General features: G+C 61.5%; 13 protein-coding genes and 2 tRNA genes. 6 read left to right on the plus strand and 9 right to left on the minus strand.

Annotated elements, in window-relative coordinates; all coding sequences use genetic code 11:
• Nucleotides 1-72: 72 nt before the first annotated feature.
• Nucleotides 73-157, minus strand: a tRNA-Leu gene (locus AC3RCG_RS11155).
• 191 nt (nt 158-348) lie between these two features.
• Nucleotides 349-433, minus strand: a tRNA-Leu gene (locus AC3RCG_RS11160).
• Between the two features lie 408 nt (nt 434-841).
• Here AC3RCG_RS11160 and rnr point away from each other — a divergent pair.
• The 6 genes from rnr to udk all read left to right on the plus strand — a co-directional run bounded on the left by rnr (nt 842) and on the right by udk (nt 7010).
• Nucleotides 842-3391, plus strand: a complete 2550-nt coding sequence (gene rnr / locus AC3RCG_RS11165; RefSeq protein ID WP_409026719.1) for a ribonuclease R — start codon at nt 842-844, stop codon at nt 3389-3391.
• Between the two features lie 15 nt (nt 3392-3406).
• Entirely contained in the window at nt 3407-4150 is a 744-nt protein-coding gene (gene rlmB, locus AC3RCG_RS11170; RefSeq protein WP_058048541.1) for a 23S rRNA (guanosine(2251)-2'-O)-methyltransferase RlmB, read from the plus strand.
• Nucleotides 4151-4344: 194 nt separating this feature from the next.
• Nucleotides 4345-5094 carry a serine O-acetyltransferase gene (gene cysE / locus AC3RCG_RS11175; RefSeq protein WP_034784004.1) on the plus strand — a complete coding sequence of 250 codons (750 nt, stop codon included), beginning with the start codon at nt 4345-4347 and terminating at the stop codon, nt 5092-5094.
• A gap of 10 nt (nt 5095-5104) precedes the next feature.
• Nucleotides 5105-5803, plus strand: a complete 699-nt coding sequence (locus AC3RCG_RS11180; protein ID WP_070221306.1) for a YceH family protein — start codon at nt 5105-5107, stop codon at nt 5801-5803.
• 13 nt (nt 5804-5816) lie between these two features.
• Complete coding sequence (locus AC3RCG_RS11185) at nt 5817-6320, plus strand: DUF2199 domain-containing protein (protein WP_492405625.1); 504 nt, start codon at nt 5817-5819, stop codon at nt 6318-6320.
• Between the two features lie 48 nt (nt 6321-6368).
• Nucleotides 6369-7010 (plus strand): uridine kinase, encoded by a 642-nt coding sequence (gene udk / locus AC3RCG_RS11190; RefSeq protein ID WP_070221308.1) that lies wholly within the window; start codon nt 6369-6371, stop codon nt 7008-7010.
• Nucleotides 7011-7098: 88 nt separating this feature from the next.
• Here the strand turns inward: udk and AC3RCG_RS11195 are convergent, their stop codons facing one another.
• The 7 genes from AC3RCG_RS11195 to AC3RCG_RS11225 all read right to left on the minus strand — a co-directional run bounded on the left by AC3RCG_RS11195 (nt 7099) and on the right by AC3RCG_RS11225 (nt 12299).
• A complete protein-coding gene (locus AC3RCG_RS11195; RefSeq protein ID WP_492405627.1) occupies nt 7099-8100 on the minus strand; it encodes a hypothetical protein in 1002 nt (333 codons plus the stop codon).
• Nucleotides 8097-8969, minus strand: a complete 873-nt coding sequence (locus AC3RCG_RS11200) for an ABC transporter ATP-binding protein (protein WP_492405629.1) — start codon at nt 8967-8969, stop codon at nt 8097-8099. The genes AC3RCG_RS11195 and AC3RCG_RS11200 overlap by 4 nt, the downstream gene beginning before the upstream one ends.
• Entirely contained in the window at nt 8966-9346 is a 381-nt protein-coding gene (locus tag AC3RCG_RS11205; protein ID WP_070289838.1) for a GntR family transcriptional regulator, read from the minus strand. The genes AC3RCG_RS11200 and AC3RCG_RS11205 overlap by 4 nt, the downstream gene beginning before the upstream one ends.
• A gap of 130 nt (nt 9347-9476) precedes the next feature.
• Complete coding sequence (locus AC3RCG_RS11210; RefSeq protein WP_492405632.1) at nt 9477-10193, minus strand: DUF72 domain-containing protein; 717 nt, start codon at nt 10191-10193, stop codon at nt 9477-9479.
• Nucleotides 10194-10262: 69 nt separating this feature from the next.
• Complete coding sequence (locus AC3RCG_RS11215; RefSeq protein WP_070221313.1) at nt 10263-11018, minus strand: UDP-2,3-diacylglucosamine diphosphatase; 756 nt, start codon at nt 11016-11018, stop codon at nt 10263-10265.
• An 86-nt stretch (nt 11019-11104) separates the two neighbouring features.
• Nucleotides 11105-11596, minus strand: coding sequence for a peptidylprolyl isomerase (locus tag AC3RCG_RS11220; protein WP_071326571.1), 492 nt, complete (start codon nt 11594-11596; stop codon nt 11105-11107).
• Between the two features lie 73 nt (nt 11597-11669).
• On the minus strand, nt 11670-12299 hold the full coding sequence (locus AC3RCG_RS11225) for a peptidylprolyl isomerase (protein WP_492405634.1): 630 nt from the start codon (nt 12297-12299) through the stop codon (nt 11670-11672).
• Nucleotides 12300-12328 lie beyond the last annotated feature (29 nt).

A 12328-nucleotide genomic window follows, 5' to 3' on the forward strand; every position in this document is an offset into this window, starting at 1 on the left:
GTTTGCTGAGGCTGGAAATGAAAAAAGCCGCAAACTCGTGAAAGTTTGCGGCTCTTTTGCGAATTTTGGTAATGGTGCCCACGAAGGGACTCGAACCCCTACACCCGAAGGCACATGGACCTGAACCATGCGCGTCTACCAATTCCGCCACGTGGGCACTGATGCTGCTTTGCTGCTTTCTTTGCGTGTTCTGCAGAGAAGGCAGGATCATAGAGGCTGCCAGCGTGGAGGTCAATGAAAAAATATGGAAAGTGGTAAATAAATGCGGGGGCAGACTCCGGCAGGGGAGCTGCAATGAAAAAAGCCGCAAACTCGTGAAAGTTTGCGGCTTTTTTGCGAATTAGGTAATGGTGCCCACGAAGGGACTCGAACCCCTACACCCGAAGGCACATGGACCTGAACCATGCGCGTCTACCAATTCCGCCACGTGGGCACTGATGCTGCTGTGACTTATTACTTTACTGCTCGAGTACTTGTTGCAAAATAACTTTACAGCAATTCTGCTATTATAGCGACTTGAAGAGTTTTGCGCCAGATGAGCTTTCGCTCCATACTGCACATCAACCCTGTACCGCTTTCCTGCAACTGCATTCCCGTGAAGGTTTGTCGCTGCAAGAGACCGAGATTATAGAGCAATATTTGCCGAAGTCAAATGCATTGCGCAGCTTTTCTCCTTTTTTTCATCGGCGGGGCACTTGTTCGGTTTCCGCTACGCTGTGCGTTAGGCAAACCAAGGCGTCCTCCGGTACACTACCGCACATCACCGTGTCAATATTGACGGTGATGTCATCGGTCTTTGTCTTCCGTTTGATCACTGTCAATAACAACTATAGAAATACTTTTGAGCCAAAATACCCACACCATCCCCAGCCGGGAGGACATTCTCGGCATATTCCGCAGCGTCAACGCGCCTCTCGACCCGCAGTCTCTCGGGAAAACGCTGCAAGTGCATGCCGATTCCATGGATGTCCTGGTCCGTCGCCTGAAGGCGATGGAGCGCGACGGCCAGCTCAAGTCTGACGCCAGCGGTGTTTTCAGCCTGGCCGACCAGAGCGCGCTTGTCGCCGGTCGCGTCATGAGCCACCGCGACGGCTTCGGCTTTGTCATTCCCGACGACGCCAGCGCCGACCTGTTCCTGCCAGAGAAAGAAATGCAGAAAGTTCTGCATGGCGACAAGGTCATGGCCCGCATCGTCGGCACGGACCGCCGCGGCCGCCCGGAAGGCACGATCGTTGAAGTCACGCAGCGCGCCAATACCCACGTCATCGGCCGCCTGATCCAGGAAAACGGCACCTGGGTCGTGGCGCCGGAAGACCAGCGCATCGGTCAGGACATTCTCGTCACCGGTTCGGTGGGCAAGGCGAAAGCCGGCCAGATCGTCAGCGTCGAGCTGACCGAGCAGCCGATGCGCTTCAAGCAGCCGGTCGGCAAGATCGTCGAAGTGCTCGGTGCCCTGGATGATCCCGGCATGGAAATCGAGATTGCCGTGCGCAAATTCAATGTGCCGCACATCTTTTCCGCCGCCGCCCTCAAGCAAGCTGAAAAACTGCCGTTCGAAGTGCGCGCCGCCGATCTGAAAGACCGCGTCGACCTGCGCGACGTGCCGCTCGTCACCATCGACGGCGAAGACGCGCGCGATTTCGACGATGCCGTGTATTGCGAACCCGTCAAGATCGGCCGCGCCAACTGCTTCCGCCTGATCGTGGCGATTGCCGACGTCAGCCATTACGTGAAACCGAACGACGCGCTCGATATCGACGCGCTCGAACGCAGCACGTCCGTCTACTTCCCGCGCCGCGTGATCCCGATGCTGCCGGAAAAACTGTCGAATGGCCTGTGTTCGCTGAACCCGGCCGTCGACCGTTTGACCCTCGTCTGCGACGCCGTCGTCAGCGACAAGGGCGAACTGAAAGCCTACCAGTTCTACCCGGCCGTGATCCATTCGGCCGCGCGCCTCACGTATGACGAAGTCGCCGCCGTGCTGGGCAACACCAAGGGACCCGAAGCGGCACGCCGCGCGGACATCCTGCCGCACCTGCAGAACCTGGAAGCCGTCTACCGCGCCTTGCTGAAAGCACGCACGGAGCGGGGCGCCATCGATTTCGAGACGACGGAAACGTATATCGTCTGCAATAGCGCGGGCAAGATCGAAAAGATCATCCCCCGCACGCGCAACGAAGCGCACAAGATTATCGAAGAGTGCATGCTGGCGGCCAACGTCTGCGCAGCCGATTTGTTGCTGCGTAACAAGCATCCAGGCACCTACCGCATCCACGCCAGCCCGACCAAGGAAAAGCTCACGCAAGTGCGTACTTTCCTGAAACAGGTTGGCTTGAACCTGACGGGCGGCGACACGCCGTCGGCATCCGATTACCAGACCCTGATGCAGCAGATCAAGCAGCGTCCCGATGCGGCCCTGCTGCAAACGATGCTGCTGCGTTCGATGCAGCAAGCCGTCTACAGCCCGGACAATATCGGTCACTTCGGCCTGGCCTACGAGGCGTATGCCCACTTCACCAGTCCGATCCGCCGCTATCCCGACCTGCTGACGCACCGCGCCATCAAGGCGATTCTGCAAGGCAAGAAATACGAGCCGAAACTGTCCGATAAGGTCGTGCTGAACACCAACGTGTCGAACGCCACGCGCAAGCAGCAGGCGAAGGACAAGGCCGACGGCAAGCCGAAGAAGACGGACCTGACCATCTGGGACGCGCTGGGCGTGCATTGCTCGGCCAACGAGCGCCGCGCCGATGAAGCGTCGCGCGACGTGGAAGCCTGGCTCAAGTGCTACTTCATGCAAGACAAATTGGGCGAAGAATTCACCGGCACCATCACCGGCGTGACCACCTTCGGCGTGTTCGTGCAACTCGACACCCTGTTTGTCGAAGGCCTGGTGCACGTCACCGAGCTCGGTACCGATTACTTCCAGTACGACGATGCGCGCCATGAATTGCGCGGCGAACGCACGGGCAAGCGCTACCAGCTGACCGACCGTTTGACGGTGCAAGTGGCGCGTGTCGACCTGGAAACGCGCAAGATCGACCTGCGTCTGGTGACCGATGCGGAACTGGCGGGCGACGAAGCGCCGGCCAAGCAGTCTGGCGGCAAGCGCAAGGGCGAAAAGAAGTCGATGGTCAAGCCCGGTCCCGCGACCGAGCAGCGCCATGAAATCAAGGCCAGCGGCAACAACGGCGGCAAATCCGGCAATGGTTCCGGCGGCCGTGCCAATGGCGCCAAACCTGCCGCCAAGGCGCAAGCCAAGGCAGCGCCGCAAGCAGCAGCCCCCAAGGCCGCCGCGCCGAAGCGCAGCAAGAAACCAGCCGCGGCACCCGCTGCGGCGGCACCACGAGCAGCAAAAACTGTATCAAAATCAAGCAAGAACAAGCGATAAAAGAAACGATAACAAATGAAGAATAAAATGATTTTCGGCTTCCACGCCGTCACTTCGCGTCTGCGTCATGAAGCGTCGTCCGTGGAAGAAATTTTCGTCGATGCCAGCCGCGTCGACGGCCGCATGAAGGACATGATCGCCGCCGCGAAAGCGGCCAACGTGCGCGTCATGCCCGTCGATTCGTCGCGTCTGGACAAGATCGTCGGCACGCGCCGCCATCAGGGCGTGATCGCGTTTGCGTCGCAGCTGTCGCTGGCGCGCAATCTCGACGAGTTGCTGGACGCCATCGATGGCCCGCCGCTGCTGTTGATTCTCGACGGCATCACCGACCCGCACAACCTGGGCGCCTGCCTGCGCGTGGCCGACGGTGTCGGCGCGCATGCCGTCATCGTGCCGAAGGACCGCGCCGTGGGCTTGAATGCCACGGCCGCCAAGGTTGCCAGCGGCGCCGCCGAAACCGTCCCGTACATCACCGTGACGAACCTGGCGCGCACCATGCGCGAACTGAAGGACCGCGGCATCTGGCTGATCGGTACCTCGGACGACGGCGAAAAAGGCTTGTACGAAGCCGATTTCACGGGCCCGACGGCCCTCGTCATGGGTTCCGAAGGCGAAGGCATGCGCCGCTTGACGCGCGATACATGCGACATCCTCGTCAGCATCCCGATGTTCGGCTCCGTCGAGAGCCTGAACGTATCGGTCGCCTCCGGTGTGTGCCTCTATGAAGCCCGCCGCCAGCGCATCGCGCTGGAAGCCTAAAAAACGTCCATGGCGGCGTTGCATTGCCTCGCCGTACATTCGTACTGTCTTCGGCAATGCGCCTTGCCCTGAACGTTTTGTAGCGCTTCCAGAAAATCAGCCGCCGCCCTTGAGGCGGCGGTTGTTTATCTGCCTCTCCGGCAGCACGTCGCCGAATACGCTACCATTTGCGTTCCACCTTATCCATTTTCATTATGTTCCACCACCTGCGCGAAGACATCAACAGCATCATCGAACGTGACCCCGCCGCCCGCAATGGCTGGGAGGTGCTGACCTGTTATCCGGGCCTGCACGCCATCGTCATGCACGGCTGGGCGCACTGGTGCTGGACGCGGCACATGAAGTGGGTGGGGCGCTTCATTTCGTATATCGCCCGCATCATCACGGGCATCGAGATCCATCCGGGCGCCGTCATCGGCCGGCGCGTCTTCATCGACCATGGTTTCGGCGTGGTGATCGGCGAGACGGCCGTCGTCGGCGACGACTGCACCATCTACCAGGGGGTTACCTTGGGCGGCACTTCGCTGCACAGCGGCGCCAAGCGTCATCCGACCCTGGAGCGCGGCGTCATCGTCGGCGCCGGCGCGCAGGTGCTGGGGAGCTTCACGGTGGGCGAATACGCCAAGGTGGGCTCGAACGCGGTGCTATTGAAACCCGTGCCGTCCGGCGCGACGGCCGTCGGCAACCCCGCGCACATCGTGCAAAAGGATGTCAGCGCCTTGCGCGAAGGCAGCACGGCGCATTTGTTTGCCGCGTACGGCGTCACGCCCAACGGCGACGATCCGCTGTCGAAAGCCCTGCAAGGCCTGATCACGCACGCCGTGGCGCAGGAGCAGCGCATCGAAACCATACTCGCCACCCTGAAGGCGGCGGGCATCTGCTGCCAGGGCGTGCCCGAGTGTGATAAATTCGATTCCGAGCAAATGAACAAGCTGGTTGATTAAGGATACAGGCATGAATACTGATGTGACGGCAGGCGAAAAAAGCAATGACAATCCGAATCTGCTCGACCCCTTCGAGATCCGCGTGCTGGCCGTGCTGGCCGAAAAGGAAGCGCTGACGCCGGACAGCTATCCGCTGTCGCTCAACGCGCTGACGAACGGCTGCAACCAGCTGTCGAGCCGCGACCCCGTCATGGCCCTCTCCGAGGAAACCGTCTACGACGTGCTGCAGCGCCTGATGCAGCGCAAATTCGTCAACGGCATCACGCAGGCGGGCGCGCGCGTCGCCAAGTACGAACACCGCATGCGCATCAAGTGGTCGCTGGAACAGGACAAGCTGGCCATCCTGACGATCCTCATGCTGCGCGGCTTGCAGACGGCGGGTGAAATCCGCAGCCGCAGCGGCCGCGTGCATGAATTCAAGTCCGTCGCCGAGGTGGAATCGGGCCTGCAATTTTTGATCGACAAATACCCGCCGCTGGTGGCGAAACTGGCCGTCGCCCCCGGCGCCAAGGAACCGCGCTACGGCCATCTGCTGGGCGGCGAGGAAGCGCTGGCGCAGATCGAGACGGCGGCAGGTTACGCTGGTGCCGTCAGCGCGCCGCAGCAGGGCAGCAGGGTGGCCCAGCTGGAACAGGAAGTGCTGCAATTGCGCAGCGACTTCGATGGCCTGGCGGCGCAGTTCGAGGCGTTCCGTAAGCAGTTCGAATAAGCAGCCTTCACGCATGCGTTTTTCCTTCCTGTGCCGCGCCTGCGGCGAGACTCACACGGGCATGCCCAGCTTCGGCGCCGATGCGCCGTGGCTGGTTGAGCAGATGGCGCCCGCCGAGCGCGAAACGCGCTGCCAGCTCGACAGCGACGCCTGCATCGTCGATGAAGAACACTGCTTCGTGCGCGCCACCATCGACATCCCCGTGCATGGCTCGGATGAACCATTCAGCTGGGGCGTGTGGGTGTCGCTGAGCAGCGAGAGCTTCGATGCGTGGGATGCCTGTTTCAATGACGCCAGGCGCGCGCACATCGGCCCCTTCTTCGGCTGGCTCAGCACGCAGCTGCCCGTGTATCCGGCTACCCTGAACCTGAAAACCCGCGTGCACCTGCGCGACGACGGCATGCGTCCGTACCTCGAGCTGGAGCCGACCGGCCATCCGCTGGCGGTGGAACAGTGCGACGGCATCACGGCCGAGCGGGTGGCCGAGCTGTATGTGCGGCTCGTGCATGACGCGTGACAGGAGCCGCTCCCTGTCAGTCCGCCCGCGTTTCCGGTATCATTCGGCATGAATAATATTTCCTTCCAACCGTTTGTTATTGGTGTCGCTGGCGGAAGCGGCAGTGGCAAGTCAACCGTATCACAGCAGGTGCTGGCGTCGTTCGGTGCCGACATGGTCTCGGTCGTGATGCAGGACGACTATTACTGCGACCAAACCCATCTCTCCCCTGAAGTCCGGCGCCAGCAGAATTACGACCATCCGCAGGCGTTCGAGTGGCCATTGCTGGTGCAGCACATCCAGGCCTTGCGCAATGGCGAAGCGATCGAGATGCCGGAGTACGACTTCACGCTGCACAACCGCTCCAACAGGACCATTCCCGTCAAGCCGGCGCCGGTGATCGTGATCGAAGGCCTGTTTGCCCTGTATGACGAAGACTTGCGCAACATGATGTCACTGAAGATCTTTGTCGACACGGCTTCCGACGTGCGCTTCATCCGCCGCATGCAACGCGATATCACGGAACGCGGCCGTTCCGTGGAAAGCGTCATCGAGCAGTATCTGGAAACGGTACGCCCGATGCACAAGCAATTCATCGAACCGACCAAGCGCAATGCCGATGTGATCTTGCCGCACGGCGCCAACGGTCCCGCGGTCGACATGATCACGGCCAAGGTGGCCAGCGTGATCGGCCGGTTGACGCGGGCCTGATCCCCGCCGGTCCGCTGCGCGTATGCCGGGCCGGCATACGCGTTACGCGTGCAGGGCGCCGCCCAAATCCGCCCATGGAAGAGGGGGCTCAGCCTTCCTCGCGCCAGCGGCGCAGGCGGATGGCGGCGTAAATCAGCGCCGCGCCTGCCGCCGCACCCAGCCACACGGCTGGCGAGGCCAGGCTGGACCAGGAGTTGCTGAACACATCAGTGCGCGTCGCGTGCGATCCCCCCTCTGCCAGCGCGTGCATCTGCGGCAGCAGGTCCGGCTCGAACAGATACCAGCTACCGGGGAGGGTGCCCAGCAGGGCGCGTCCGATGACGTTCATCTGTATCCAGTCGACGCCGCTTTCCGTCTGCGTCAGCTTGACGGCCCAGACGGCCAGGATGAGCAGCAGCAGCGGCACGCCGACGGCCCACAGGAAGACTTTCGACTTGGCCCAGCTCGACACCATCAGCAGCCATCCGACCGTCGGCAAGGCCCACAGGCAATACACGGGCAGCAAGCCGAACACGCGCAGCGGTCCCAGATACAGGCCGGGCGTGGCGAGCAGTTCGGCGAACACATGGATGCCGTTGACCGCCAGCACGCCGCTCAGGATCAGCACGAGCAGCAGCGAGGTCACGCTGGCGGCGGCGGCCACGATCAGCGGCGCGACGAGCAGGGCGATGGCCGCTTTCGACAGCACCGTCTGGGCATCCGAGATGGGCAGCGACTTCCAGAACAGCACGCTGCGGTCGCGGCGGTCTTCATGCAGGGCGCTCAGGCAATAGAAAAACACGAGAAAGCCCAGTGCCAGGAACAGCGGCGCGGCCGCGTACGTGTAGTTGTTGGCGACGGCGTCGATGATTTCCGTGCGGCGCGGGCCGAAGGTGCGGGTATTGAAGACCGTGCTCCAGGACACTTCTTCGCCATTGACGATCAGCGCCGTGCGCATCTTGGTCTTGGCGATGGTGGCTATCGTCACCAGGGCGCCCAGCACGGTCATGACGACGCCGATCAGGGCGGGCGTCCATACCAGCATGCCCTTGTGTTCCCACAATTCACGCCGGATCAGCCATTGCATCTTGTTTGCAGGGGAAATACTCATTGGTACGATCCTTTCATGGTCGCGACAAACAGGTCAGCCAGGCTGGGCGTGCGGACTTCGCCGAGGGCCGCCAGCTGGGTGCGGGCGACGCCGTCGAACAGCATCACCGACTTGCCGAACACGCTGCGTTCGCTGATCGGCTGCAGCGCGCGCGCCGGATTGACGTGCTGCGGTCCCACCATCACCTCGATGTAGCGCTCGCCCACCTCTTCCATGGTCGATGCCAGTACGATCTTGCCGTCGCGAATAAACATCAGGTCGCTCAGGATGTGTTCCACTTCCTCGATCTGGTGCGTGGTGATGACGATGGTCTTGTTTTCATCGAAATAGTCTTGCAGCAGGTTCTGGTAGAACTGCTTGCGGTACAGAATGTCCAGCCCCAGGGTCGGCTCGTCGAGCACCAGCAGTTTGGCGTCGATGGCCATCACCAGCGCCAGGTGCAGCTGCACCACCATGCCTTTCGACATGGACTTGACCTTCATCTTCGGCGCCAGCTTGGTGTGGGCCAGATAGCGCTCGGCCTTGCTGCGGTCGAAACGTGGATGCACGCCGGCAACGAAATCGATGGCGTCGGCCACGCGCAGCCAGCCCGGCAGGATGGCCACGTCGGCGATGAAGCATACGTCGTCCATCAGCGCGTCGCGCTGCAGGCGCGGATCGCGTCCCAGCACCGACAGCTGGCCTTCGAAGCCCGTCAGGCCCAGGATGGCTTTCAGCGTGGTGGTCTTGCCCGAACCGTTCGGCCCGATCAAGCCGACGATGCGCCCCGGCGCGATATCGAAGCTGATGCCGTCGATGGCGACTTGCTTGCCATACTGCTTGCGCAGGCCGCGGGCGCTGATGACGCTGTCCTTGTTCAATGCATTCATGCGCTCTCTCCGTGTGCGCCACTGTCGCGGCTCGCCTGCAGTAGTTGCTCGAGGTTAAGGTCCAGTTGCGTGATGCGTTCCAGCATCGCCGGCCATTCTTCGCGCATGAAGCGCTCGCGTTCACTGGCCAGCAATTTGTCGCGGGCGCCTTCCAAGACATACATACCGAGTCCTCTGCGTTTTTCCACCAGGGCATCGTCGACCAGTTCCTGATAGGCGCGCGAAACCGTGATGGGGTTCAATTGATAATCGGCCGCCACCTGGCGTACCGACGGCAGGGCGTCGCCGGACTGCAGCACGCCATCGAGCATCATGCCCACCACCCTGGCCTTGAGCTGGCGGTAGATGGGGCTATTGTCATTCCATTCCGTGCTCATGGGATGCGCTCCGACAAGGGCGGGGCCGTGCGGCGCGTGAAAAATGCTGTAGGCATCGAAGCTCCGTGATGTAGTTGATCGGTGTTGTAGTTAACTATAACACTAAGTCTCAAAAAATCAACACGTATTTTCAGGCCAGCCGCGCATGCAGGTCCAGCGCATTGAACAGGGCTGCGCCGGCCGCCGTGTTGTCGAAGATGCACCAGCTGCCCGCCTGCGCCGATGTGTGCAAGTCGGCGGCCAGCGCCGCCAGGTAGTCGGCCGGGTAGTCCGAGTAATAAATCTTTGGGCTGCCGTGCAGGCGCAGGTAGGCCACGCTGGTCGTCGGTATGTGCGGCCCCGGCTGTCCCGCAGGCGGATCGGCCCGCACGCGCGTGATGCCTTGCAGCGTCAATAGTTCGGTCGCGCCCGCCTCGAACCAGCTGGGGTGGCGCGCTTCGCAGGCGAGCATGCCGTCGAAGCGCTGGCGCAGCGCATGGAAAAATGCGCTGGCCACGTCGGCCTCGAAACGCAGGCTGGGCGGCAGCTGCACCAGCACGCAGCCCAGTTTATTCCCCAGTTGCATGACTTCTCCCGCAAAACGGTCCAGTTCGTCCGCACAGTCGCGCAAGCGCCGTTCGTGCGTGATGCTTCGCGGTAATTTCACGCTGAAGCGGAAATGCTCGGGCACGCTGGCGGCCCAGCGCGCGTACGTGGAGGGCTGGTGCGGACGGTAGAACGAGCTGTTGATTTCCACGCAGTCCAGTACCTGGGCATAGCGCTGCAGGTGGCTGCCATCGAGAGGAAAGTGGCTGGCGGCGGCGCTGGAGATGCTCCAGCCGGCCGTGCCGATGTAAACAGTGGGCATGGCGTCATTACAGCAAGGCCAGGCGGGCGCGGCTATCGGACAAACACCCGTGCGGCCGTCGGCGCAGGCCTAGTCGACGATCTCGCCGTTCAGGTCGTGGCGCGTGATGTTGCCGCGCGTATCGATGGCGATCCAGCCGCCGCGCGGCTGTTGTGGCGGCGTCACGTCGCATTCCCAGTCGGGCAGGACATAGCGCAAGGTATTGTCGACCTGGTGCAGGGCGGGGCGGTGCGTATGGCCGTGGATCATGACGGTGCTCGCATGTTCGGCAAACACTTGCGCGACAGCATCGGGGGTGACATCCATGATGTCCATGGATTTTTCGCCATTATGCTCGCGGCTGCTCTGACGCAAACCATCGATGATGGCCTTGCGCTGCGCCAGCGGCATGGACAGGAACTGTTTTTGCCAGGCGGGCTGGCGCACCATGGCGCGAAACTCCATGTAGCTGACGTCTTTCGTGCATTCGGCGTCGCCATGCAGCAAGACGATGCGCCGGCCGGCAATCGTGGCCACGTGCGGTTCGCTGAGCAGCGTAGCGCCGGCGGCGGCGGCAAAGCCGGAGCCGACAAGAAAGTCGCGGTTGCCGGCGATCCAGTAGACGTGCACGCCAGCATCGCTGACGGCGCGGATGGCGGCCGTCATGCGCGCATTGAACGGGTCTTCCAGGTCATCGTCGCCGGCCCAGTATTCGAACAGGTCGCCTAATAGATACAGCGCTTGCGCATATTGCGCATGATGTTCCAGGAAAGAAAGAAACGCCGCGCTGGTGCGCGGGTGCGAGCTCTGCAGATGCAGGTCGGAAATAAAGAGTGCGGCAGGCATTGTCATCGTTCAACGCTCCCAAAAAGTGATGTAGATGGAGAGGCGCCAACGCGGCAATGCCTGTGATTCATGATGCCTGAGCCGAATTACGCGGCTTCTACCTTCTCGATGATGACGTCGGTCACTGGCACATCGGCGAACATGCCGGCGCGCGAGGTTTTCACGGCGCGGATGGCGTCGACGACTTCCTTGCCGTCGGTAACTTTACCGAACACGGCGTAACCCCAGCCGTCCTGGCCTGGGTAGTCGAGGAAGCTGTTGTTCTTGATGTTGATGAAGAACTGGGCCGATGCCGAGTGCGGGTCCGACGTGCGGGCCATGGCCAGGGTGTAGGTATCGTTTTTCAGGCCGTTCTTGGCTTCGTTTTCCACGGTGGTGTCGGCAGGCTTCTGTTTCATGCCTGGCTCGAAACCGCCGCCCTGGATCATGAAGCCGTCGATGACGCGGTGGAAGATCGTGTTGTCGTAGTGGCCGGCTTTCATGTAGGCCAGGAAGTTGGCAACCGTTTTCGGCGCTTTTTCGGCGTCCAGTTCAGCGGTGATCTTGCCCAGATTGGTGGTGATGATGACGGAGGTCATGATGATCCTTAATAAATTGGATGAATAATTGATTCAGCGGCGCCAGGCAGGCCGGCGCCGCAAAAACGCTATTTTACAGTTTTGCGGGCGCGGACTTGAGTAAAGTCGCCGATTCGATCACCACGGGGGTGACGGGCACGTTCTGGTGCGGTCCCTTGTCGGCAACGGGCACGGCCTTGATCTTGTCGACCACGTCCATGCCTTTGATGACTTTGCCGAACACCGTGTAGCCGAAGCCGTCGCGGCCAGGGTAGTCGAGTGCGCCATTGTCGTTGACGTTGATAAAGAATTGCGCGGTGGCCGAATGCGGGTCGCCCGTGCGCGCCATGGCGATGCTGTAGGTGACGTTTTGCAAGCCGTTCTGCGCTTCATTCTGGATCGGCGCCTTGGTGGCTTTCTGCTTCATGTTCTTGTCGAAGCCGCCGCCCTGTATCATGAAGCCGTCGATGACGCGGTGAAACACGGTACCCTTGTAATAACCGCTTTTGACATACTGCAAGAAGTTGGCCACGCTTTTCGGCGCTTTTTCCTGATCCAGCTCCAGCACGATCTCGCCCATGCTGGTTTTCAGGGCCACATGGGGCGTGGGGTCGAGGGCGGTTGCCGGTGCGGCCGCCACGACGGCGCTGCCCAGGGTCAGGCCGGCAAACAGGGTGCAAAAGCGGGCCAGGAAAGACAGGCGTTTCGATTTGGTTTCTTGCATGAAGGCGTCCTTGATCGTTATTTTTCTCT

This window comes from Janthinobacterium sp. GW823-FHT01H08 (assembly GCF_058797855.1).

Bases quoted from the DNA above. Each gene is read 5' to 3' on its own strand.
- AC3RCG_RS11195 (WP_492405627.1), bottom strand. From the start codon at position 8,100: ATGAGTATTTCCCCTGCAAACAAGATGCAATGGCTGATCCGGCGTGAA.
- AC3RCG_RS11220 (WP_071326571.1), bottom strand. From the start codon at position 11,596: ATGACCTCCGTCATCATCACCACCAATCTGGGCAAGATCACCGCTGAA.
- cysE (WP_034784004.1), top strand. From the start codon at position 4,345: ATGTTCCACCACCTGCGCGAAGACATCAACAGCATCATCGAACGTGAC.
- AC3RCG_RS11210 (WP_492405632.1), bottom strand. From the start codon at position 10,193: ATGCCCACTGTTTACATCGGCACGGCCGGCTGGAGCATCTCCAGCGCC.
- AC3RCG_RS11225 (WP_492405634.1), bottom strand. From the start codon at position 12,299: ATGCAAGAAACCAAATCGAAACGCCTGTCTTTCCTGGCCCGCTTTTGC.
- AC3RCG_RS11185 (WP_492405625.1), top strand. From the start codon at position 5,817: ATGCGTTTTTCCTTCCTGTGCCGCGCCTGCGGCGAGACTCACACGGGC.
- AC3RCG_RS11215 (WP_070221313.1), bottom strand. From the start codon at position 11,018: ATGCCTGCCGCACTCTTTATTTCCGACCTGCATCTGCAGAGCTCGCAC.
- AC3RCG_RS11180 (WP_070221306.1), top strand. From the start codon at position 5,105: ATGAATACTGATGTGACGGCAGGCGAAAAAAGCAATGACAATCCGAAT.
- AC3RCG_RS11200 (WP_492405629.1), bottom strand. From the start codon at position 8,969: ATGAATGCATTGAACAAGGACAGCGTCATCAGCGCCCGCGGCCTGCGC.
- udk (WP_070221308.1), top strand. From the start codon at position 6,369: ATGAATAATATTTCCTTCCAACCGTTTGTTATTGGTGTCGCTGGCGGA.
- AC3RCG_RS11205 (WP_070289838.1), bottom strand. From the start codon at position 9,346: ATGAGCACGGAATGGAATGACAATAGCCCCATCTACCGCCAGCTCAAG.
- rlmB (WP_058048541.1), top strand. From the start codon at position 3,407: ATGAAGAATAAAATGATTTTCGGCTTCCACGCCGTCACTTCGCGTCTG.